Below are 21,796 nucleotides of genomic sequence, written 5' to 3'. Positions count from 1 at the left end.
GGAGCAGCCTATGTCGAATAGAACCGCGTTGATCACGGGTATCACCGGCCAGGACGGGTCGTACCTGGCCTCGTTCCTTCTGGCCCGGGGATATGTGGTCCACGGCCTGAAGCGCCGTTCGTCATCCATCAACACCGACCGGCTGGACCATATTTACCGCGACCGGCACGAGGGTGGCTTCGAGTTCTCGCTGCACTATGGCGACATGACGGACAGTCTGGCGCTGACCCGGCTGATCGCCGATACGCGGCCGACGGAAATCTACAACCTGGCGGCCATGAGCCATGTGGCCGTCAGCTTCGAGATGCCGGAATATACCGCCAATGTCGACGCCACCGGCACGCTGCGCCTGCTGGAGGCGGTGCGGTTGCTGAAGATGCAGGATGACGTGCGCTTCTACCAGGCGTCGACCTCCGAACTCTACGGCGGCATCAGCAGCGAGCCGCTGTCGGAGACGACGCCCTTCCATCCGCGCAGCCCCTACGCGGTGGCCAAGATGTATGGCTATTGGATCACGGTGAACTACCGCGAGGCGTACAATATGCACGCTTCCAACGGCATCCTGTTCAATCACGAATCGCCGGAGCGCGGTGAGACCTTCGTCACCCGCAAGATCAGCCGCGCCGTCGCCTCCATCGAACGCGGCTTGCAGAACTGTCTCTACCTCGGCAACCTTGAGGCCCGCCGCGACTGGGGCCACGCCCGCGACTACGTCGAGGGCATGTGGCTGATGATGCAGCAGGACAAGCCCGACGACTACGTGCTGGCCACCGGCGAGGCCCATTCGGTGCGCGAGTTCGTGGAACTGGCTTTCCACTGCATCGGTCGTCCCCTGGTGTGGCGGGGGGAGGGCATCAACGAGCGCGGTTACTGCCGGCGGACGGGCAAGGTGCTGGTGGCGGTCGACCCCGCCTATTACCGCCCGGCGGAGGTGGACTTCCTGCTGGGCGATCCGACCAAGGCGAAGACGGTCCTGGGCTGGCAGCACCGCATCGCCTTCGAGGAGCTGGTGTTCGAGATGGTGAACGCCGATCGCGCCCTTCTGGATCACACACCCATCAAGCAGTGGGAAGGACAGCACGATGCACAAGCCCCCTTACGAGCTGCGCAATAAACGCGTCTGGGTCGCGGGTCACCGCGGCCTGGTGGGCTCCGCCCTGGTGCGGCGGCTGGAGCGGGAGGGGTGCGACATCCTGACCGTGGGCCGCCACCACTGCGACCTGCGGTCCGGCAGCCAGGTGGACAAGTGGATGAAGGATCTGCGTCCTGACGCCGTCTTCCTGGCGGCCGCCCATGTCGGCGGCATCCACGCCAACGACAGCCGGCCGGCGGAGTTCCTCTACGACAACCTGATGATCGAGGGCAACGTCATCGACAGCGCCCATCGCTCGGGCGTGGAGAAGCTGCTGTTCCTGGGCTCCTCCTGCATCTATCCGCGCATGGCGCCCCAGCCCATCCCGGAGGAGGCGCTGTTGACCGGCCCGCTGGAACCCACGAACCAGTGGTACGCGATCGCCAAGATCGCCGGCATCAAGCTGTGCCAGGCTTACCGGCGGCAGTACGGCTGTGACTTCACTTCGGTCATGCCCACCAACCTGTATGGCCCCGGCGACAACTTCGACCTGATGGGCAGCCATGTCGTGCCGGCCCTGATGGTGAAGGCCCACAAGGCCAAAATCGAGGGGGCCAAGTCCCTGGAAATCTGGGGTAGCGGCACGCCGCTGCGCGAGCTGCTGTACGTCGACGACGCCGCCGACGGCATGGTCTTCGTCATGAAGCACTATTCCGAGGAGGAGCCGCTGAACCTGGGCAGCAGCCAGGAGGTTTCCATTGCCGAATTGGCGGAACGGATCTGTCGGGTCGTCGGTTTCCAGGGCGGCATCGTCCATGACCGCGGCAAGCCCGACGGCACGCCGCGCAAGGTGATGGACAACAGCCGGCTTGAGGCCTTGGGCTGGCGGGCGCCGACGTCCATCGACGACGGCCTTGCCCAGACCTACCGCTGGTACGTGGAAAATATCGGCTCGGTACGGGGCGCGCCCGCTGTCCTCGCCTGACAACGGACGTCCCTGCGGCGGCCAGTGCCCACCATACCCCCCGGGATCCGGCCGCCGCTGCCGATGCCCGGCCCGGTGATTGCCCTTGCCGGGCCGGGCATTGGCTCCCCATCCCAGCAACGGCCGCCCGCGTGTCGGGCCGCCGGTGAGAGGTGTTAATGCGTGATCGGAACGGCGATCTGAATACCGATCACCTGGTTGGCGATATCGGCCGCCGGGCGACCCGTGGGGGCACCATCATGATGGCCGCGCAGCTGGTGAAGCTGGTGGCCCAGTTCGGCTCCGTCATCGTGCTGGCCCGTGTGCTGGCCCCGGCGGAGTTCGGTCTCATCGCCATGGTGGGCGCCCTGACCGCCCTATTCGAAATCGTGAAGGAACTGGGTCTGTCCGCCGCCACCATGCAGCGCACGGACATCACCCACGACCAGGTCAGCGCCCTGTTCTGGATCAACACCGGCGCCGGCTGCCTGATCGCCGCCTGCCTGGCGGTGGGCGCGCCGGCGATCGCAAGCTTCTACGGGCAGCCCAACCTGGTGCCTGTCACCCGCTGGCTGGCGCTGGGATTCGTCATGAGCGGCGCCACGGTCCAGCACTGGGCCCTGCTGCGCCGGCAGATGCGCTTCTCCGCCATCGCCATCGTCGAGACGGGCAGCGAATTGCTGGCGTTCGTCGTGGCCGTCGTCCTCGCCTTTCAGGGGTGGGGCTACTGGGCCCTGGTGGCGCAGCGCGTGACCGCCCCCTTCCTGGTGATGGCCGGGTGCTGGGCGCTGTGCCGCTGGCGCCCGTCGCCGCCGCGGCGCACGCCGGGCATCCCGGGCCTGCTGGGCTTCGGCCTGTCGGTTTCCGGTTGCGGCATCCTGTCGACCCTGGGCCGCAGCATCGACCAGATCCTGGTGGGCCGCCTGTTCGGTGCGGCGACCTTGGGCCTCTACGAGCGGGCGGCGCGTCTGGTGCTGGTGCCCATCAACAGCATCAACGCCCCGCTCTATTCCGTCGCCATGCCGGCGTTGAGCCGCCTGGTGGACGAACCTCACCGCTTCCGCCGGGCCTTCGGTGTCCTGATCGAGCGGGTGGCCATGGTGACCATGCCGGCCGCCGCGGGTGCCGCCGTCGCGTCCGACTGGGTGACCGACCTGCTGTTTGGCCCGAAGTGGGAGGCGATGTCGCCCCTCATCACCTGTTTCGCTCTGGTGGCCGCCGTCCAGCCCACCCTGATGACCGCCGGCCTGATCTACCTGCCCCAGGGGCGCCCGAGCGACCTGTTGCGGGCCACCGCCATCGATGTGGGCCTGGCCGTGGCCTCCTTCGTCGCCGGCATCCCCTTCGGGGCGGTGGGCGTGGCCGCCGCCTATGCCGCGATGGGCCTGGTGGTGCGCCTGCCGGTCTGCTTCTACCTGGCGGCCGTCCATGGGCCGGTGACCCAGCGTGATCTCTATGTCCGTATCATGCCCTCGGTGTGGGCCTCGCTGGCGGTGGCCGGCGTCGTCTGGGTCGCACGGCATGGTGTGATGCCCGACAGCCTGCTGGTGGCCCCCCTGGTGGCGCTGGCCGTGGCCGCGGCGGTGGGTATCCTCACCGCCGGGCTCAGTTTCCTGCTGATACGGCAGAGCCGGGACGCCCTGAAGAGCGTCGTCCAGTCCCTTGTGTCCCGGCCCCAGCCGGCAGCGTCCTTCGCGGAGGAGGTGGCCGAATGATCCCCGGTGCGCTGAGACGGGGTGCGAAACAACTGGTTCGCACCGTCTGTCCCACGCCGATGATGCTGTGGCTTGAACACAAGTATTTCGAGCATTTCGGTGAATCCGAAACCCGCCTGGTGCGCCATCTGTGCGAACCCGGGCGCGATGCCATCGACGTGGGCGCCAACGAAGGCTGCTACATCCACTTCATGCGGCCCTATGCCCGGCGCGTCTATGCGTTCGAGCCTGTGCCCTGGCTGGCGGACCGCCTGGCGGCCAAGTTCGGTGATAATGTCGTGGTCTATCCCACGGCGCTGTCCCACTCCTCCGGCATCGCCCGCCTGCACATCCCCCTGGTGGGGGGGCTGGCGGAGACCGGCCTGTCCACCCTGTCGCCCACGGCGCTGGCCGATCAGCCGGCGCAGCGCGAGATCAAGGTGACCTCGGCCCCCCTGGACGCCGTCTATTCCGGCGACGTCGCCTTCATCAAGATCGATGTCGAGGGGCATGAGGAAGCGGTGCTGGAGGGCAGCCGGCAAACCATCGCCCGCTCCCACCCCCGCATCCTGGTGGAGATCGAGGAACGCCATTCACGTGGGTCCATCGACCGCATCGCCCGCTTCTTCGATGCCATCGATTACCAGGGCTACTTCCTCTATCGCGGCCAGCTGCGCACCTTGGACGCCTTCGACGCGGTGACCATGCAGCGGCCGGAGGACATCGCGGACTACCGCCCGGGCCTGGCCCGCAGCCAGTTTGGCGACTACGTGAACAACTTCCTGTTCCTGTCCCGGCAGGACTCCCCCGGCGCCTTGGCCAACATCGCGGCGGAGTTGGCGCGGGAGTAGTGGCGCGCTTGAGGTGACCTGCGGGTTCGCGCATAAGTTGACTAGAACAAAATAAGAACATATAGTGCTCTTCCTTTAACAGGGAGAGCAAGCATGGACGGTTGGCAGCGTCGATATCGCCTGAGCAATGGTCCTGGCGCCCTGGGCCTCAGTTGTACGGCCGAGGGCTTGGCCCTGGCCGGCGTGCCCCTGCTGGCCAAGGGCGCCGGTGGCTTCCATGCCCGTTCAGCGGCCGAAGTGGCTGTGTTGCTGAAGCGCGCCTACGCTGGCGCGGAGCCGAATGCCGCCATCCTGCCTGGCCTCACCAAGATTGCCGCCGCGCTGAACCGGGGCGACCTGCCCCAGGCCATGATCCGCGCCGTGCACCTGCGTCTGTCCGATCTGGATTGGGACGCCGCTGTCCGGCTGGCGCGGGCCAATGACAACCTGGCGAAGTACAGCCCTGACCAGCCGCGAGATGACCATGGGCGTTGGACGGATGAGGGCGGCGGGGCATCGAAGGAACCCGTCAAGGTTAAGCAGGTGGGAGCTGGGGCCGCGCCGAAGCAACCCTCTATTGCGCCCGAAAAGAAGGGGGCGCAAAACGCACCCAAAACATGCGGAATATACCCAATATATAAAAACGAGATACTTAGTCAAGCTGACGCGAAGAAATTATTTAACGAAGAATTGGCGGGAATGCTGAGGGATGGACTCATTTCAAAGCAGGATTTTGAAAGATTTTCTTTTGTTCCTTGGTTCGCAGCCACCACAAAAACCATGGACGATCCATTGCTGTCAGGATCGATGGAGGCTGCACTTTCGCAGGCCAACGGATTGACAGGTGGATTCGTAGCTGGCGGATTGACAGATCCGAGAACCAATACGTCGAAAATTTATATGAGTGCGGCGGCGCCGACCGCAATTCCGGGACTTGGGCTGAAGAAGACCACAGCCAGACAAAGTATGCAATTTTTTCTCCGGCACGAGTTGGGGCATCAGAAGCAAGGCGGGAATTGCGGGCCGGACGATGAATGTTGCGCCGATGCTTTTGCTATTGCCCACATGCCGGGAAAGTGATCATGATTAAATACATGAAACGCATATTGATATCTATATCAATGTCGATTGGCGCTTTCTCGTTCTTGGCATTGTTATTTATAATATACATATTTATATATGATTCTCCCGGGGTCTTTGTCGAGGATGCTGATCAAGCGGCCGCGGTTCTCGTATGTGAATATCTGGGTATTGAGAAGGGTGATGTCTATATATCAATAAATGGACGCGATCCTGAAAATAGTATTATCAGTAATAATGGCAATAATATTATATCCATACACAATTTAAGTGAGCTTCCGGAATGCAATGTGCCGGATGAACGAGATCAGGACAGTTCGTGCGAAGACAAAAATATCCTTCGCGCCAGGTTTGAGCACATGCCAGCAAAATATTTGGCCTTCGTTAGTTTCACAACACGCGGATGTGGCGGCAGAGGGATGGCGGCAAAAATCGCCGGCAAATGGTACTTACTGAAGTCTCACATTAACTGCTGCACCCTGGGCGTTGTCGTCTCGGACCAGCAGCCCTGAGGCTGGTAGCCTATCGTCATAGTGACGATCCAGGAAGCGGAAGTACCTGGACGTCGATGTGTGCCGCGCGGACGGAATATCAAAGCCAATGCATTCCTAAAATTGAGATATAGACCGGCGATGTTTCGCTCCATCACCAGGGGAACTGAGAATGCGTATTCCTAGATTGGCCGGGCGATGGATATGTCGCACCCTATCCGTTCTCTCGTTTTCTGCGCTTTTATGTCTTTTCCTCATGTTAAAGTTCGCGCCGATGTCATTCGATGCAGAAGATATGGAGCGTTCCGCACTGGCAGCCCTCATAAGTTATATTGGATCCAGTGATATGGAGGGGGAGTATTATTTTTCGATCAATGGAGATGATCACAGCGACGATATATTTGATGTAATGAAAAATAAATACCCGAAGGCAATTATTCATAAATTCAGCGAGAGTGAAGGCTATGAATTTTGTTTCGGGATGTATATTGACGACGGACATAAACCAAATTGCGCGCCACACCCGTTGATGGATGCCAGATTCATAGCGATGCCGCTGTGGCATGTCGCGCTGGTTTCGGCTGGTGTGACGGGCTGTGGCGGCCAGTTCTGGGTTCTCAACGCGTTCGGCCGATGGGTCGTGCTCACCGGACATGTCGGATGTGTGTGAGGGACCCCCGATCTATATGATCAGCGACAGCCCGGTTTCTTGCATCATGGCGGGGCGCCGTCCGCCCGCCTGGGCCGACAGGGCATAGGCCGCCCGCGCCATGGCGGCTGCGGCCCGCCGTTCGGATGCGCTGGGTGGCAGGTCGATGGCGCCGCCGGCGATCTCGAACGGCGACGGGGATGCGGCCGCCACGACGGTGGTTCTGTCGCTGGGAGAGTCAGGGTCGGTGGGGGCAGCATCGGGCCAGAGGTCCATGGGCAGTGCTCCCTCTTGCCGGTCAGGTCAGTGCGAGGTCGCCAGGGGTGGGATGGTGGGCGGGCCGGGTGGCAGGGCCGCCGCCGGCAGGATCTGGGTTGGCTCCATAGGGGCCGGCACCGGTGCCGGCGTCCGGCGCTTGGCCTGGGCGTGCAGCACGCTGCAGGCGCCGATCAGGAACAGCACGGTCCAGGTCTTGGGGCTGACATAGGCGCCCGAGGCCTGGCCCAGCACCGCCCAGGCCAGCCAGCACATCAGCAGGGCGCGCACGCCCAGCGCCCGCAGCCAGCCGCTGATGGCCAGGATCAGGACGACGCCGCCGCACAGGCCCAGATAGACCCAGTGCAGGAAGAAATAGTTGATCAGGACCTCGTTGGGCTCCGGGATATTCCATAGGGGCGAGAAGGCGCCGGAGCGCAGGAAGACATCGGCGATGTTATCACTGACCAGCTGTTCGCCCGTCAGCCCCACGCCCAGGATGGGATGGTGCTTCACCACGTCGACCGCCACCAGGAAGGGGCCGATGACGCGGTAGAAAAAGCTTTCATCATTGCCTGAGGCGATCTCGTTCAGGCGGTTGGCGTAGACGGTGCTGCCGACGATGGCGAAGGCGACCAAGGCCAGGACGCCCACGGCCGTCAGCTTGATGATGCGGGTGGCGGCGGACGACTGGGCGTCGTCGCCCGGGCCCAACTCATGCAGCGCCAGCAACAGCACCAGCAGCAGCAGGGTGGGCCCGGGCATGGCCACCATGGCGGCCGCCGTCATGGCGAGGTAGCCCAGCCGCTTGTGCCGCCAATCACTGGTCAGCAGCCAGCAGAAGGAGAACAGGGTGTAGGCGAAGGTGACGGCCGACGGCTCGGTGGTGAACAGTTTGGGGCGCACCCGGCCATACAGCATCTCGTCCCGGATGTCGGATTCGTAGATGCCCTGGTGATAGATCGCCAGGCGCACGGCGTCGCTGACGCGGTTCAGGCCGGCGTAGCTTTCCAGCACCGTGCCAATGACGATGGTGACGATGAATACCAGCATCAGGCGGGAGAAGGCCCCCGCCCCCGCCTCCACCACCGTCAGGAACAGGGCGTAGGAGATGACCAGCGAATACATCATCTGCAGCAGGCCGGTGGTGCGCTTGGACAGCAGGTCCAAACCTGGGGCGTAGAGGATGGATGCCAGCAGCAGCAGGGTCACCCCCAGGAAGGCCGCAAGCCCGGTGGGGGAGACGCGATGGCGCCGCCGCCACAGGAGGACGACGCCCGCCACGCCGGAGATGGCGGCGGGGAAGGGGATGTTGGCGGTGATCTGGATGGAGAAGCCGGTGTAGATGCCCAAGAGGAAGATCACCAGCAGCGTCCAGTCGGTCAGCGCCATGCCGGCCTGCGGCGCTTCCACCTCCCAGGATCGTTGCGGCTGCCACGTGCCGATGTCGGGGGCCGTCCACTGGGTTGCTAGGGTCATCGCACTGCCTCAAGGCTTGGTGGCTATGGTGTGGGTGCCGGTCTCATGGCGGTGCCGGCTAGGGTCGATAGCGGGGCCGGCCGCTGCCGCCGATGGCCACCAGCGTGCCGGGCGGGTAGGGCCGCGGCGGGGGCGGCGGGGCGGGAATGGGGGCGGGTGTTTTCCGCTTGTGGGCCTCGGCATGCAGGATGCTGCACGCCGCGATCAGCATCAGCACGGTCCAGGTCTTGGGGCTGACATAGGCGCCGGAGGCCTGGCCCAGGATGGCCCAGCCCACCCAGCACAGCGCCAGGGCGTGGACGCCCAGGCTGCGCAGCCAGCCGGTCAGGGCCAGCATCATCACCAGCCCGCCGCAGATGCCCAGATAAACCCAGTGCAGCCAGAAGTAGTTGGTCATCACCTCCTGCGGATCCGGGATGTTCCACAGCGGGGAGAAAGAGCCTGACCTCAGGAAGACGGTGGCGATGCTGTCGGCGATCATCTGCTCGCCCGTCAGGCCTATGCCCAGGATGGGATGGTTCTTGACCACTTCCAGCGTCACCAGGAAGGGACCGATGACCCGGTAGAAAAAGCTTTCGTCGTCGCCGTTGGCGATGTTGTCCAGCCGGGCGGAATAGACCGAGCCGGCGATGATGGCGAAGGCGATCAGGGCCAACCCGGCCACGGTGCCGATCTTGATCAGGCGGACGCTCAGCGGGGTCGGCGTCCGCTCCTCGCCCTTGGGCACCATCTCATGCAGGCCCAGCAGCAGCAGCATCAGCAGCAGGGTGGGGCCGGGCATAGCCACCATGGCGGCCGACATCATGGCCAGATAGCCCAAGCGCCTGTAGCGCCAGCTGCTGGTCAAAAGCCAGCAGAAGGAGAACAGCGTGTAGGAGAAGGTGACGGCCGACGGTTCGGACGTGAACAGCTTGGGGCGCACCTTGCCGTACAGCAGTTCGTCCCGGATATCGGCGTCATAAACACCCGAGGTGTAAATCTTCTGCCGCACCGCGTCGCTGATGACGGCGAGGCCGGCATAGGTTTCCAGCAGCGTGCCCACGATGATGGTCAGGATGAAGACCAGCATCAGCCGGCAGAAGGCCGCGGCACCCGCCTCCACCACCGTCAGGAACAGGGCGTAGGAGATCGCGAGCGAATAGATCATCTGCAGCAGGCCGGTGGTGCGCTTGGACAACAGGTCCAGGCCTGGCGCGTAGAGGATGGACGCCAGCAGCAGCAGGGTCACCCCCAGGAAGGCGGCCAGCCCTGAGGGCGAGATGCGATGCCGCCGTCGCCACAGCAGCACAACGCCGGTGACGCCGGAGATGGCGGCGGGGAAAGGGATCGTGGGTGTGATCTGGATGGCGAAGCCGGTGTAGATGCCCAGCAGGAAGCCCACCAGCAACACCCAATCCACGATCCCCAGCGGCCGCCGCCGCGCGGCGCTGCCGTGGGGAATGGCGCCGTAGCCCGCCCATTCGGTCCAGGTCGTCATGCCGCGCTGATGGCCGACAGCAGATGCGGCCCCCTGCTGGTCCAGTGGAAGCTGTCGCGGCAGGCGCGATAGGCCGATTCCTGCAGGCCGTTCAGGCGGTCCAGATCGTCGATGAACTGCACCACGCCCATGGCAAGGTCCTCGTGCCCGGGATACAGCAGGATGCTCTCCTCCTGCTCCAGCGGCACGCCGGCCACGGATCCCTTCAGCGCCAGGATGGGCAGGTGGTTGAAGACATAGTCCAGGACCTTCAGCTTGAAGCCACCGCCACTGCGCTCCGGCACCAGTGCGATGCGGGCGGCGTCCATGTGGCTGCGCACGTCGTCCACCGTGCCGGTGAAGCGGGTGGCCAGGACGCGCTTGCGCATGCCGGCCAGGAAGGTGGCGTCGCCGCTGCCCACCACCTCCAGTTCCACGCCGTTGGCGGCGAAGATGGCGTCGGCCACGCTGATGAACTCTTCCAGGTTCATGCGCTTGGCGATCCAGTCGAAGCTGCCGACGATGACCGCCCGGCGGGGCAGGTCGCGGCTGATGGGCTTCTTCTCCCGTTCGGTGGCGCGGTACCCCGGCGTCAGCACCACCATGGGCTTGTCGGGCCAGCGTTGGCGGTACAGTTCGGCGTCGTCCGGCGTGATGGCCGTGACCAGATCCGCCTCTTCCACCAAGGCGCGTTCCAGGCGTGTCACCTTGGCGGAGTCCAGGCGCATGGCCTGGTGCTTCAGCAGGCTGGACTGGTTCCGCGCCAGCTGCGCGCGCAGCGATTCCTCATGGTTGTGCGAGACGTAGATCAGTTTGGGGCGGGCGCGGCGATTGGGGAACTGGCGTTTGAAGTCTGCCAACGCCCAGCCCGAGCCGACGCCGTCCATGACCACGCTGTCCCATGGGCCCGCCGCCAGCAGCCGGCGCAGCCGGGCGTGCATGTCCGGCGTGCCGCAGCGATGGGCGATGTTGGGCAAAGGGGAGCGCAGGCTGGTCCACCGCGACCGGGGCTTGTGCTCGGCCAGATGCCAGGCAATGGCGCCCTGGCCGGGCGTCTCCCGGTCGCCGTCGCCGCGCTTGCCGTCCGGCCGGCTCAAACCCAGCACGTCCATATCGGCGCCCGCTTCCGCCATACTTCCGATCAACCCGCCGGAATAGATGAACTGTCCGTTATGGGGCGGATCGGGGTCGGCCAGCGTGATCCAGAGGCAGCGCATGGGCTACGGTCCCTTCTGTCGTGTCGGTCTGCAGGCGGGGCTCAATACGCGTTCTTGGCGAAGATGCTGCTCGTCACCGTGCGGACGATGATTTTAAGGTCGCCGAGAACGGTCCAGGTCGCGATGTAGCGGAGGTCGTGCTCCACCCGTTTCTCGATCTGCTCCACGGTGATGGTCTCGCCGCGCCAGCCGCTGACCTGGGCCAACCCGGTGATGCCGGGCTTCATGCGATGGCGGCTGTCGTAGAGGGCGACCGCGTCGCGGTACAACAGGCCGCCGGCCTTGGCCGACTGGGCGTGGGGGCGGGGGCCGACGATGGACATCTCGCCGCGCAGCACATTGATGAACTGGGGCAATTCATCCAGGCTGGTCCGGCGTAGGATGCGTCCCAGCCGAGTGATGCGGGGATCGTTGCGCTGGGCCAGCTTCTCGGCGTTCGCGTCCGCCATGTGGTGATACATGGAGCGGAACTTGTACACCTCGATCAGCTGGTTGTTGTAGCCGTGCCGCTTCTGTTTGAAGAGGACCGGGCCGCGGCTCTCCAGTTTGATGGCGATGGCGACGGCCAGCATGATGGGTGAGATCAGGGCCAGGATGAGTGCTGCCAGCACCCGATCCTCCACCGTCTTGGCCACGGAGCGCCAGCCGGCCAGGGGGTGGCGCAGCAGGTCCAGCACCGGCGGTTCGTCGCCGTCGCCCTCGCGCCAGCCCCGCTCCTGCCGGTGGATTTCCACCTGATCCAGGCACAGGCCCACATCCACCGGCGCCAGGCTGAGCGTATCCAACGCCGCCGCCAGCGCATGGTTCTCGTCCGACAGCGGCAGGGCCAGGATGACCTTGTCCACGCGGCCCTCACGGATCTCGGTCAACAGATCGTTCAGGCCGCCGCGGATAGGATAGCCCACGCAAAAGCGGGCCTGGCTGGCGCGGTTGTCGTCATAGACGCCCACCACGTGGCGATCGTCGCGCGGGTCGGCGCGATAGCGGCGTAGCAGGCGTTGTCCTTCGGGGCCCGTGCCGACGACGGCCACCGCCTGGGTCAGACGGCCGGCGCTGTGCCAGGCGCCCAGGGTCAGGCTGGTGGCCAGGCGTCCGGCCACCAGGGTGCCCAGGGCCAGCAGCGACCAGATGGCAAGCCAGCTGGTCATGGGCGGGTCAATGGCGCCCAGCAGCGCCAACAGGACGACCAGGGTGCCCGCGGTGCCGGCCCAGGCCAGGGACAGGGGCAGCAGGCTATCGGCCGGCTTGCGCAGGCGGCCGAACTGGTGGGCGCCGGTCCAGCGCAGGGCATGCAGGCCCAGGATCAGTCCGGCGATCAGGACCAAGCCCAACAGCGGGCGGGGGACGGTGCCCTCCGCCAAGGCGGCGGCCGCCAGACCGGTGGCCAGGATGGCCGTGGCGTCCACGGCGGCGACGGTGCCGGTGATGACCTGGGGGGCCAGGGGGCGGCCGCGGCGCAAGGCTGGCGGCATGGCGGTCCCGGCCGCCTGGTTTTCACGCAGGGTGACAAGCGGCGTGGCCAACGGCGTGGAAATGGCTTCGGACAGGGCTGGGGGCATGGGCGTGTTCCTGGAATGCGGCGACCCGTGGCCGTCCTGCCGCGCGGGGGCGCGGCGGTCTCGAGGTCAGGGGTGGCTGATCAACAGCCAAGTTCGCCTACATCAGGCCACGTCGGTAAAAATAAGTCCTGTGACCAAGCTGGGACTTTCTCGCACATGCGAGAAAAAGCATAAATGTGGTTGAATCAGGGGGTGCCCATAAGGCTAGAGAATATTTCGGAAGCGAAATTCTGTGGGCTCTGGTGGCGGATATAATTCGCTGCTGATTCTTGATCGAAATAGCTGCGGGTATCGCTTTCCGATATATATTCTATTCCTTTGGAGAGTGTCTCGCTGTCAGTCGTATCCAACGCGAGACCTAGCCGATGGGTGCGGGCGAGACAGCCCAAAAGGCCCAGATCCTGGGTCAGCACGGGCTTGCCCGCCTGGGCCGCCCACAACAGCACGCCGCTGGATCCGACGAAGCGTTGGTAGGGTGCCAGCACCACGGACGCTTCCTTGATCAGGGCGTTGATCTCGCCGCCGCTCAAGCGCCGGTCCTCGAGATGGACCCACAGGCGGGGCTGTTCCTGGGCCAGGCGGTCAAGGCCGGCGCGCACGCGCTCACGCAGGGCGGGGTCGACCTTGCCGGCGATCATGACGCCCACCTTGCCGGCGGCGTCCGCCGGCAACCGGTGCAAGGCGTCCAGCAAGGACAGGATGCCCTTGCGCTCGGTGAGGAAGCCGAACAGCAACAGGGTCACGCGGTCGGTTGGCATCGTGTCGGCCAGCACCCGCTCCTCCGGCTTCTCATTCACGAAGGGGTGCACGGGATCCACCACGGTCCGCACCTTTTTCCCCTGGACATAGCGGCCTTGGGCGTATGTGGGGAAATAGGGGTCCAGCGTCAGCACGCGGTGGACCGCCGAGTTGCGCAGCATCAGGGGATAGAGCAAGGCCTTGCGCGCGTCGCGCAGCCATTCTTTCAGGCTGGGCTCATAGCTACCGAGGTCGCGGTAGTGGACGGAGGGGCGGAACAGGATGCCGCAGAGCCGGCGGCCGCCGGCACCCAGGGACAGGGCCAGCGGCAGAGTCAAATGATCCATGGACAGGAAGTGACCGGCTTCCGAGCGGGTGCGCTCCAGATAGCGGCGCATGACCCACCAGCGGGCGAAGCCCCGCACGGGCAGCAGGGCGTGGCGGCATAGCGCCTGTTCCGACGGTTCCAGCGGCACCACCCGCACCCGGTCTTGGCGGCTGGCGGCGCCATCGGCCGCCAATTCGTCATAAAGTTCGCGCGCCACGACGAAATGGACCCGGTAGTCCCGTTCGTCGGCGGCGGCGAAATGCATGAGGTGTTTCAGCCACTCGCAAGGATGACCCTCCGCGTCGGGCTCGAAGATGACGAAGGAACGGGGACTATCGGACAACGCCGTTGGCACGGCCGCGCGCCGTTTACTTGGCATAGAGCGCATCCAATCGGCGGGCCAATCCCCCCAGAACGTGGGACCGCGCGTAATGCTGTTCCACGAAGCGCCGGCCGCGGGCGCCCAGCTCCCGCCGCAGGGGTACATCCCGCACCAGGCGCAGGACGGCCTGGGTGAAGGCGTCGGTATCGTGCGGCGGCACACAGATGAAGGCGCCGCTGCGTTCCTGCAGATGCCAGAGGGGGCTGTGCGGCTTGGCGGTGGCGACGAAGGGGCGGCCGACGGCCATTATGTTGAAGATCTTGGACGGGATGGCGAAGGCGGCGGCGTCGGGTTCCTGCGGCACCAGGTGGATGTCGCCCTCCGCCAACCCATGACGCAACTCTTCGGGTGGCAGCAGGCCGGTGACACGGACCCGGCGCAGGGCGCGGGCGGAGATTTCATCCTCCAGCGTGGCGCGCATGGCCCCGCTGCCGCGCAGGATGATCTCCACGTCGTCGGTCCGGCGCTGCAGGTCTTCCGCCATGGAAAGGACCTGGCCCAGCCCCTGCTTCAGGCCGAAATTGCCGCTGTACAGCAGGCGGGCGGCCGTCGGCGGAAGGGCGGGGGTGGCGGGGCTGTCGTTGGCCGGGACGCGGGGAACGTGCGTTTCGGGGTACAGACGGTCGGTATCGACCCAGATGGGCACGACCTCGATATCCTGCACCACCCCAAGCTCCCGCAACTGGTCGGCCATGTGATCCGTCAGCACGACGATCAGGTCGACGCGGTTCAGCACCGTGCGCTCACACCAGCGCATCACCTTCACCAGGCCGCCGCTGGACACCATGTTCAGTCCTTGAGCCATGCCGGACTGTATGTCGTGGATTATGGCGACATGGCGGCCGTCGCGCTGGCGGACCAGACAGCCCAAGGCCACCGTCAGGATGGAGGGGCACAGGCTGATGACCAGGGGCTTGGTTTTCAGCCGACCCGATGCCCGCGCCCATAGCCCGGCCAGCAGGAAACTGGCCTCGGCCATGATGCGGGCCTTGGCCGACCCCTTGCGGGGGATCATGGCGCGCAGGCGTTCCACCCGCACGCCGTTCAGGACCTCATGACCACCCTTGAAGTCCCGGTACTGGGTGAAGACCTCGTTGCCCGGATAGTAGGGCAGGCCGGTGAACACCGTGGTCTCGCACCCCGATCGGGTCAGCCATTCGGCCAGATCGGCGCATTGCGGCGCGGAGCCGATCAGCTCCGGCGGATAGGCGCGGGTCAAAAGGGCCGCCTGGGGGGCGGGAACGGAGGAAGGAGGAAGATCCGTCCCCTCTACCCCCTCCGGCGGCAAGTCACGCAGGGCTTCTCGCTCCATGGGGCGGTCCTCAATCGAAGTGGCCTCACCCGAAGTGATCAGCCAAGGGACGGGCGTAGTCGTAGTTCAGCGGACCGTAGCCATATTGGCGGTAGCGGCGCGGGTCGACCCGGGACATGATCACGCCGGCCAGGTCGCACTGCACGTCCACCAGCTGGCGCAGGGCCTGCAGGGCGGCGTTGCGGCGGGTGTGGTCCCAGCGCACGGTGAACAGCACCTTGTCCACCATCCGCGCCATGGCCAGGACCTCCGCCCCCACCAGGACCGGCGCCGTGTCGATCAGCACCAGGTCGTAGTTCTTGGCGAAGGTCTGCAACAGGACCCGCATCCGGTCAGAGGTCAGCATGCGGGTGTCCTTGGATGTCCAGTGGCCGGCGGTGATCAGTTCCAGCCCCGACAGCGTGTCGTGGTGGATGCAGTCGTCCAGCACCACGGTGTCATCGGTCAGCAGCGAGGCCAGGCCATGCTTGTTGGACACGTTGAACAGCTTGTGCTGCGACGGGGACCGCCAGTCGCAATCGACGATCAGTATTCGCCGTCCGTGGCTGGCCAGCAACCGCCCCAACGCCGCGATGATGACGCTCTTGCCTTCGCCGGGGGCGGCGGAGGACAGCAGAACCGTCCGGGGGCTGTACTCCAGCTCCGACAGTTCCAGCGCGATATGGATCTTGCGCAGGGTTTCGGCGAAGGGGGACACAGGCTCGCGCAGCACCTGGGCGGTGGGCGATTTGCCTTTCACCTCGGGCACCAGCGCCACCACCGGGATACCCGTCGCCGCCTCGATCTGGCTGCTCTGGCGGAAGGTCTGGCCGGCCTCCTCCATCAACAGGGCGATGAGCATGCCGGCGACGGCGCCGACGAGGGTTCCCAACAGCAGGATCAGGGCCTTGGGCGGGTAGCTCGCGGCCATGGGCGGGGTGGCCTTGGAGATGACGCGGGCGTCCGGCGCCTCCAGCTGCTGCCGGCCGATCAGACGCTTTTCCTCCGTCAGCATCGTTTCCAGCAGGTGCCGGTTGACGGCGGCGTCGCGTTCCATCGCTTCCAGGTGGATGGCGTTCTGGTTGTCGGCGCCCAGCGAGCCCTTGGCCTCGTTGAAGTCGCGCAGCACCGCCTGGTAGCGGGCGTTGGCCGTCCTGGACACGTTCTGCAGGCCGTTGATGATGCCCTGCATCTCACCCTTGATCTTGCGCTGGGCATCGGCGATCTGGGCCCGGGCATCGGTCACCTGCGGGTGCTTGTCGCCATATGTCGCCGACAGCTGGGCCAGGCGCTGCTCGGCGGCGGCCTGCTGCTGCTTCAGGGACTGGATCAGCGGGTTGTTCAGTACCTCCGGCACGCTGTCGCCGGTGATGCCCTGGCGCATCAGGTTCTGGGCGTCGTTCAGGTGCGCCTCGGCGTCGGCCTTGGCCGTCTGGGCGGTGATCAGCTGGGTGTTCAGTTCGGTCAGGCGCTGGCCCATGATGCCGGTGCCATTTCCCTGATCGTACAACCCATACTGCTTGCGGTAATCCTCGATGGCCTTTTCGCTGTCCTCCACCTGGTGGCGCAGGTCGGCGATGCGGCCCTCCATGTATTCTTCCACCCGGCTGGCGGTGCCGACCTTGACGTCGCGCTGCTCGGCCAGGTAGGCGTCGGCCACCGCGTTGGCCACCAGGGAGGCGGTTTCCGGATTGCGGGTCGTCGCCTGGATCTTCAGCACATCGGATCGGCCGACGGTGGCGATATCCAGCTTGGACAGCAGGATGTCCACCGTACGGTTCTCTATCATCGCCGCCGTCCGGGCCTGTTGCGCGGGGGTCGCCGCGGGCGGGGTCTTGGGCTTGGTCAGCCAGTCGGCAATGTTGCTGGGCAGCAGGCGGGCCCAGGCGGGTAGCTCCGGCGCCACCGTCTTGGAGTCCGGATTGAACTCCGGATCGTCATTCAAGTGCAACCGGTCGATGACCTTCTTGGCCAGCTCCCGCGATTGCGCCACCAGCCCTTCGCTCTGAACCCGTTCGGCGTTGAAGGTCATCGAGGCCATGGTGGGGCCGATGCCTTCCAGCGACGGTTGCGGGACGCCCACCAGCACCCGCGCTTCCGAGGTGTAGCGCGACGGCATGCTGTAACCGACGATGCCGGCCAGCAGCGCCGCACCGACGGTGCAGGCCAGGACCAGGCGGCGGTGGGCCCAGATCTTGCGGTAGGTGTCCAGCACGTCACGCTGGGGCGGCGGCGGGGGCATGTACACGGGGCGGGGTGCCGGCGGTGCGGCGGTGAGGCGCCGGGGGAGGATGGGGCCACCACCCAGGGCGCGCGGCTGCTCTGGCAAGGTCATCAGAAATAGCGCTCCCGGACTGTGATGACGTCGCCGGGTTGGACCGGCGTCGTCGGTTCGGCGTCGACCTGGGTCTTGTTGCCGTCCTTGGCCGTGCGCTGCAGACGGAAGTCATCGTCTCGGGCGCGGTAGGTGAACCCCCCGGCCAGCGCCACGGCATTCAGCACGGTCATGCCGGAGACGTAGGCGTAGCTGCCGGGGGTCTTGACCTCGCCCAGGATGTAGAAGGGCCGATAGCTCAGCACCTCCACGCTGATGTGGGGGTTCTTGATGTAGGCGGGCGACAGGCTGGTCTCCAGCGACTTGCCCAATTGGCTCGCCGTCATCGATCCGGCGTGCACCTGCCCGACCAGCGGGAAGGAGAGGGCGCCGGTGCCGTCGACCGCGTACTCGCCCGACAGGTCCTGCTGGCCGAATACGGTGATGCGCACCCGGTCACCCGGGCCCAGTTGATAGTCGGCGGCGGCGACACTGCCCCCGGCACTGGGCGCCGCCGGGGCGTCGCTGGTGGTAACGGCGCCCACCGTGGCGCTCGGCGCCGGCGGTTCGCCGTTGCCCTGGGCGTGAACGGAGGCGAGGGGAAGCACGAGGGTTCCCGCCACGACAGCCAATACGGCCAGCCGGGGCGAGGATTTACGGGGGAGGCGGGAAGGCAGCATTCCGGCACCTTCTGCTTGATCGGAGGCGGCCCGGCCGCGGTGCGTCCGGGGGCTCGCTGGGGGTTCGGTGTGATGACGGCCCGTTTCGTGGGGCGTACACGTTTGTTTTACCAAAAGCGGGGGGCGGCGGTTGTGATCAAACGAGGGCCGTTCCCTCCGGCATTGTGATTGTGCCGGCTAACGGCAGTATTACCTTAAATATGAAGGGTTAAGCCGACCAGAATGTTGTGGTCCGCATAGCCAATTCCGGTCCTATTAGATGACCGGATTTGATAGTTGTACCGGACGTTGATGGCGGTCATTTGGCTCATCATATATTTCGCGCCCAGTCCAATAGCGTAGACATCGTCTATTCGGTCTATATTCTGGAAATCGTCGGCCTCATGGCTTAGCTGCAGGTGGAGTTGAACGTTGCGCAGCAACTCATGGTCAGCCGTCAGCGTTTCCCTGGTGCCGAAGTAGCCGGCGGCGCCCACGACGATGGTTTCATTGATGTCGCGGGTGATCTCCCCTGTCACGGTGGTGAGCGTCGTGACGTTCCAGGTGACCTTGGCGCCCCCCGTGGGGCCGGAGAAGGTCCCCAGGCGCGGATCGTCATAGTCCTGCGAGCGGTAGCCGGCGAACAGGTCCAGCGAGGTGATTCCGGTCAGGTTGTACTTGCCGCCGACCACGGCGGTGTAGCCGGTGGAGTTGCGGTTGTACCCGCTCATGTCGGCGGTGAAATCATAGGTGCGGACGTTGTAGGCGCCCTTCACATACAACTCATACAGCCCGTCCACCTGATAGCCGGTGCGGACACTGACCTCGTTCTCATCGTGGTTCTGGCGTTCCCACAGGATGGAGCGGCCGTCGAAGGTGACGGCGTTGGTGAAGTCATAGCGATTGTAGCTGTCCCCCACCTCCAGCAACAGGTTGCCGAAGTCCTTGTGGGCGGTGACGTTCGCCGCGGTCTGGTTGTATTCGGTGGGGTCGGCCTGGCCGGCGACGCTGTTGGGCGAGGTGCGGGGCAGGTGCCACAGGCTGTAGTCGGCGCCGCCGGCGATCCAGGCGTCGTGATAAATCTCCACCCGGCCGTTGGCGCCGATGTCGTAGTTGGCGTAGTTCTCCCGGCTGTGCCGGGCGTACCAATCGAGGTCGCCGCTGGCGTGCAGGTTCAGTTGATGGACGTTCCAGTCGGACTTCAGTTCCAGCTTGGGCTGCAACACGGTGATCAGGTCGCTGGTGTCGTTCCCCTGCGTCGCATAGATGTTGCTGTCATAGACCTCTTCCAGCGTGACGCTGGGATAGAGGATGAAGCCGCCCATCCGTATCCCCACGGGGTCATAGTCCGGGTGCTGGCGGGTGGCCACCGTGTCGTCGGGCGACGTGTCGGTCTGGGCATTGGCGGGTATGGCCAGCCCGCCGGTCAGCGTCAGGCCGGCTGCGGCCAGCAATAGTCGCTGTCTGAAGGCGCTGGGGCGTGCCGGCGCGGGGGCGGGATGAAGGCTGGCGAGGGGGCGGGTGTAGGTGATGCGGAACGGCTTGCCCCCCCAGAATGGTGATGGCCCACGGCTCGCCGGGGGCTGGTGACGGTCTTGATATGCAGGCATCGGATTTGACCTCGGGCTGGACGCGTTGCCTTCACCGGGCCGCGTCTTGGTTTAAAAACGGGTTGCCCCCCGTTCCCCGCCCGCTTCCATGTCAAGCTGGCTCGCTCCCCCGGGCTGGTTTCCGGAAGATGGGGCCGCGTCTGTGGCTGGCCGCGCTTGATCGGAACCGCGGCCGGCGACAGCTGAGTCTGTCCGCTCTAGGCGCGGCCATAGGTGTCGGACAGACGCACGATGTCGTCCTCGCCCAGATACGCGCCAGATTGCACTTCAATCAGGTGCAGGGGCAGCTTGCCGGGGTTTTCCAGGCGGTGCTCCATGCCGATGGGGATGTGAACGGATTCATTCTCCCGCACCAGGCGGTCTTCGCCGTCACGCTGCACCAGCGCGGTGCCCTGGACGACGATCCAATGTTCCGCGCGGTGGTGATGTTTCTGCAGGCTGAGGCGGGCGCCCGGCTTCACCATGAGGCGCTTCACCTGGAAGCGGTAGCCGATGTCCACGGCGCGGTAATATCCCCACGGCCGGTAGACCGTGGTGTGGTGGGTTTCCTCTGAGCGGTTGCGCCGGCGAAGCTGGTCCACCACCTTGCCCACGTATTTGGCGTGGGCGGCGTCGGCGACCAGCACGGCGTCGTCGGTGGCGACGATGACCAGATCCTCGACCCCGATGGCGGCCACCAGGCGCCCGTCGGAATGGATGTAGCTGTTCTTAACGTCCTGAAGGATGACGTCACCCTGCTCGACGTTGCCGTCCCCGTCCTTCTGGCTCACGTCCCACAAGGACCGCCACGAGCCGACGTCGCACCAGGCCATATCCACCGGAATGACCGCCACCTTGTCGGTGTGCTCCATCACCGCGTGATCAATGGACAGGGCGGCCGCGGCGCTGAAGCAGGCCTCATCCAGGCGGAAGAAGCCGTTGTCCTCCTTGCCGGCGGAAATGGCCTCGCGTACGGCCGTGACCATGTCGGGCTGCAGCCGCTCCAACTCGCCGATGTAGTGGCGGGCCGACATCAGGAAGATGCCGCTGTTCCACAGATAGTTGCCGCTGGCCAGGTATTGTTCCGCCGTTTCCAGGGAGGGCTTCTCGGCGAAGTGCTCGACCGCCCGGACGCCGTCCAGCCCGCCCAGAGGGGCGCCGACGCGGATGTAGCCGTAGCCCGTCTCAGGCTTGTCCGGGACCACGCCGAAGGTCACCAGATGGCCAGCCTGGGCCGCCGGGACGCCCTTGGCGACCGCCAGGTAGAAGTCCGGCAGGGCGCCGATCAGGTGGTCGCAGGGCTGGGCCAGCATCAGGGCGTCCGGGTCGCGGTCCATCAGCCACAAGGCCACGGCGGCGATGGCCGGCGCGGTGTTGCGGGCGGCGCTCTCCAGGATGATGGACTGTGGCTGGATTCCGATCCCGTTCAATTGCTCATGGATCATGAAACGGTGATCCTCGTTGCAGATGACGATGGGGTCGGCGAAGCCGGCGTCGCCCAGGCTGCGCGCGGCCGTCTCCTGCAACAACGTCCGGTCCGAGGTCAGGGCCAGGAACTGCTTGGGATAGATCGCCCGGGAGAGGGGCCACAGCCGGGTGCCGGCGCCGCCGGACAGGAGGACCGGATGGATTTGTGTCGTCCGCAGGGCCCGGGTGGACACGCGCTCCGTCACGTCATGCATTTTTTGACCGCTCCGCTTCAGGGTGGGGACCTTTGCGGCACACGCTACGGGGCGGGCTTGAACGGGG

At 65.4% G+C, this 21,796-nt stretch carries 18 protein-coding genes; 7 read left to right on the top strand and 11 right to left on the bottom strand.

Going from position 1 to position 21,796, the window contains the following annotated elements:
* Nucleotides 1-10 precede the first annotated feature (10 nt).
* From gmd to FHS74_RS12350, 7 genes are all read left to right on the top strand, one after another.
* On the top strand, nucleotides 11-1,114 hold the full coding sequence (gmd, locus tag FHS74_RS12380; RefSeq protein WP_184800836.1) for a GDP-mannose 4,6-dehydratase: 1,104 nt from the start codon (nucleotides 11-13) through the stop codon (nucleotides 1,112-1,114).
* Entirely contained in the window at nucleotides 1,083-2,057 is a 975-nt protein-coding gene (gene fcl / locus FHS74_RS12375) for a GDP-L-fucose synthase (RefSeq protein WP_281384644.1), read from the top strand. The genes gmd and fcl overlap by 32 nt, the downstream gene beginning before the upstream one ends.
* Before the next feature lie 158 nt (nucleotides 2,058-2,215).
* Nucleotides 2,216-3,751: a lipopolysaccharide biosynthesis protein gene (locus FHS74_RS12370; RefSeq protein ID WP_184800834.1), complete on the top strand. Its 1,536-nt coding sequence runs from the start codon at nucleotides 2,216-2,218 to the stop codon at nucleotides 3,749-3,751.
* Nucleotides 3,748-4,581 carry an FkbM family methyltransferase gene (locus tag FHS74_RS12365; RefSeq protein ID WP_184800832.1) on the top strand — a complete coding sequence of 278 codons (834 nt, stop codon included), beginning with the start codon at nucleotides 3,748-3,750 and terminating at the stop codon, nucleotides 4,579-4,581. Before FHS74_RS12370 ends, FHS74_RS12365 begins: the two co-directional genes overlap by 4 nt.
* Nucleotides 4,582-4,674: 93 nt before the next feature.
* Nucleotides 4,675-5,640, top strand: a complete 966-nt coding sequence (locus FHS74_RS12360) for a hypothetical protein (protein ID WP_184800830.1) — start codon at nucleotides 4,675-4,677, stop codon at nucleotides 5,638-5,640.
* 2 nt (nucleotides 5,641-5,642) lie between these two features.
* On the top strand, nucleotides 5,643-6,152 hold the full coding sequence (locus tag FHS74_RS12355) for a hypothetical protein (protein ID WP_211106256.1): 510 nt from the start codon (nucleotides 5,643-5,645) through the stop codon (nucleotides 6,150-6,152).
* A 235-nt stretch (nucleotides 6,153-6,387) separates the two neighbouring features.
* Nucleotides 6,388-6,801, top strand: coding sequence for a hypothetical protein (locus tag FHS74_RS12350; protein ID WP_184800826.1), 414 nt, complete (start codon nucleotides 6,388-6,390; stop codon nucleotides 6,799-6,801).
* A 12-nt stretch (nucleotides 6,802-6,813) separates the two neighbouring features.
* On the opposite strand, the gene FHS74_RS12345 is transcribed toward FHS74_RS12350, so the two are convergent.
* The 11 genes from FHS74_RS12345 to FHS74_RS12295 form a co-directional block, all read right to left on the bottom strand.
* Nucleotides 6,814-7,056, bottom strand: coding sequence for a hypothetical protein (locus FHS74_RS12345; protein ID WP_184800824.1), 243 nt, complete (start codon nucleotides 7,054-7,056; stop codon nucleotides 6,814-6,816).
* A 27-nt stretch (nucleotides 7,057-7,083) separates the two neighbouring features.
* Complete coding sequence (locus FHS74_RS12340) at nucleotides 7,084-8,514, bottom strand: hypothetical protein (RefSeq protein ID WP_184800822.1); 1,431 nt, start codon at nucleotides 8,512-8,514, stop codon at nucleotides 7,084-7,086.
* 58 nt (nucleotides 8,515-8,572) lie between these two features.
* On the bottom strand, nucleotides 8,573-9,991 hold the full coding sequence (locus tag FHS74_RS12335; RefSeq protein ID WP_184800820.1) for a hypothetical protein: 1,419 nt from the start codon (nucleotides 9,989-9,991) through the stop codon (nucleotides 8,573-8,575).
* Nucleotides 9,988-11,187: a glycosyltransferase gene (locus FHS74_RS12330; RefSeq protein ID WP_184800818.1), complete on the bottom strand. Its 1,200-nt coding sequence runs from the start codon at nucleotides 11,185-11,187 to the stop codon at nucleotides 9,988-9,990. The genes FHS74_RS12335 and FHS74_RS12330 overlap by 4 nt, the downstream gene beginning before the upstream one ends.
* Nucleotides 11,188-11,228: 41 nt before the next feature.
* Nucleotides 11,229-12,746 (bottom strand): undecaprenyl-phosphate glucose phosphotransferase, encoded by a 1,518-nt coding sequence (locus FHS74_RS12325; protein ID WP_211106255.1) that lies wholly within the window; start codon nucleotides 12,744-12,746, stop codon nucleotides 11,229-11,231.
* Between the two features lie 185 nt (nucleotides 12,747-12,931).
* Complete coding sequence (locus FHS74_RS12320) at nucleotides 12,932-14,191, bottom strand: glycosyltransferase (RefSeq protein ID WP_184800816.1); 1,260 nt, start codon at nucleotides 14,189-14,191, stop codon at nucleotides 12,932-12,934.
* Nucleotides 14,181-15,506 carry a glycosyltransferase gene (locus FHS74_RS12315; RefSeq protein ID WP_184800814.1) on the bottom strand — a complete coding sequence of 442 codons (1,326 nt, stop codon included), beginning with the start codon at nucleotides 15,504-15,506 and terminating at the stop codon, nucleotides 14,181-14,183. The genes FHS74_RS12320 and FHS74_RS12315 overlap by 11 nt, the downstream gene beginning before the upstream one ends.
* 25 nt (nucleotides 15,507-15,531) lie before the next feature.
* On the bottom strand, nucleotides 15,532-17,820 hold the full coding sequence (locus tag FHS74_RS12310) for a GumC family protein (RefSeq protein WP_184800812.1): 2,289 nt from the start codon (nucleotides 17,818-17,820) through the stop codon (nucleotides 15,532-15,534).
* A complete protein-coding gene (locus FHS74_RS12305) occupies nucleotides 17,820-18,479 on the bottom strand; it encodes a polysaccharide biosynthesis/export family protein (RefSeq protein WP_184800810.1) in 660 nt (219 codons plus the stop codon). The genes FHS74_RS12310 and FHS74_RS12305 overlap by 1 nt, the downstream gene beginning before the upstream one ends.
* A 194-nt stretch (nucleotides 18,480-18,673) precedes the next feature.
* Nucleotides 18,674-19,912 carry an outer membrane beta-barrel protein gene (locus tag FHS74_RS12300; RefSeq protein WP_184800808.1) on the bottom strand — a complete coding sequence of 413 codons (1,239 nt, stop codon included), beginning with the start codon at nucleotides 19,910-19,912 and terminating at the stop codon, nucleotides 18,674-18,676.
* Between the two features lie 353 nt (nucleotides 19,913-20,265).
* Nucleotides 20,266-21,729 (bottom strand): mannose-1-phosphate guanylyltransferase/mannose-6-phosphate isomerase, encoded by a 1,464-nt coding sequence (locus FHS74_RS12295; RefSeq protein ID WP_184800806.1) that lies wholly within the window; start codon nucleotides 21,727-21,729, stop codon nucleotides 20,266-20,268.
* Nucleotides 21,730-21,796: the final 67 nt, after the last annotated feature.

Origin of the sequence: Nitrospirillum iridis (assembly GCF_014205765.1) — a bacterium.
In the GTDB taxonomy this organism is placed as follows: domain Bacteria; phylum Pseudomonadota; class Alphaproteobacteria; order Azospirillales; family Azospirillaceae; genus Nitrospirillum; species Nitrospirillum iridis.
Note: the sequence above shows the minus strand (reverse complement) of the source record. Positions and strands in the feature narration are given on the sequence as shown.

Coding starts and splice junctions, on each gene's coding strand:
- gmd (WP_184800836.1), top strand. CDS start 11: ATGTCGAATAGAACCGCGTTGATCACGGGTATCACCGGCCAGGACGGG.
- fcl (WP_281384644.1), top strand. CDS start 1,083: ATGCACAAGCCCCCTTACGAGCTGCGCAATAAACGCGTCTGGGTCGCG.
- FHS74_RS12370 (WP_184800834.1), top strand. CDS start 2,216: ATGCGTGATCGGAACGGCGATCTGAATACCGATCACCTGGTTGGCGAT.
- FHS74_RS12365 (WP_184800832.1), top strand. CDS start 3,748: ATGATCCCCGGTGCGCTGAGACGGGGTGCGAAACAACTGGTTCGCACC.
- FHS74_RS12360 (WP_184800830.1), top strand. CDS start 4,675: ATGGACGGTTGGCAGCGTCGATATCGCCTGAGCAATGGTCCTGGCGCC.
- FHS74_RS12355 (WP_211106256.1), top strand. CDS start 5,643: ATGATTAAATACATGAAACGCATATTGATATCTATATCAATGTCGATT.
- FHS74_RS12350 (WP_184800826.1), top strand. CDS start 6,388: ATGTTAAAGTTCGCGCCGATGTCATTCGATGCAGAAGATATGGAGCGT.
- FHS74_RS12345 (WP_184800824.1), bottom strand. CDS start 7,056: ATGGACCTCTGGCCCGATGCTGCCCCCACCGACCCTGACTCTCCCAGC.
- FHS74_RS12340 (WP_184800822.1), bottom strand. CDS start 8,514: ATGACCCTAGCAACCCAGTGGACGGCCCCCGACATCGGCACGTGGCAG.
- FHS74_RS12335 (WP_184800820.1), bottom strand. CDS start 9,991: ATGACGACCTGGACCGAATGGGCGGGCTACGGCGCCATTCCCCACGGC.
- FHS74_RS12330 (WP_184800818.1), bottom strand. CDS start 11,187: ATGCGCTGCCTCTGGATCACGCTGGCCGACCCCGATCCGCCCCATAAC.
- FHS74_RS12325 (WP_211106255.1), bottom strand. CDS start 12,746: ATGCCCCCAGCCCTGTCCGAAGCCATTTCCACGCCGTTGGCCACGCCG.
- FHS74_RS12320 (WP_184800816.1), bottom strand. CDS start 14,191: ATGCCAAGTAAACGGCGCGCGGCCGTGCCAACGGCGTTGTCCGATAGT.
- FHS74_RS12315 (WP_184800814.1), bottom strand. CDS start 15,506: ATGGAGCGAGAAGCCCTGCGTGACTTGCCGCCGGAGGGGGTAGAGGGG.
- FHS74_RS12310 (WP_184800812.1), bottom strand. CDS start 17,820: ATGACCTTGCCAGAGCAGCCGCGCGCCCTGGGTGGTGGCCCCATCCTC.
- FHS74_RS12305 (WP_184800810.1), bottom strand. CDS start 18,479: ATGCTGCCTTCCCGCCTCCCCCGTAAATCCTCGCCCCGGCTGGCCGTA.
- FHS74_RS12295 (WP_184800806.1), bottom strand. CDS start 21,729: ATGCATGACGTGACGGAGCGCGTGTCCACCCGGGCCCTGCGGACGACA.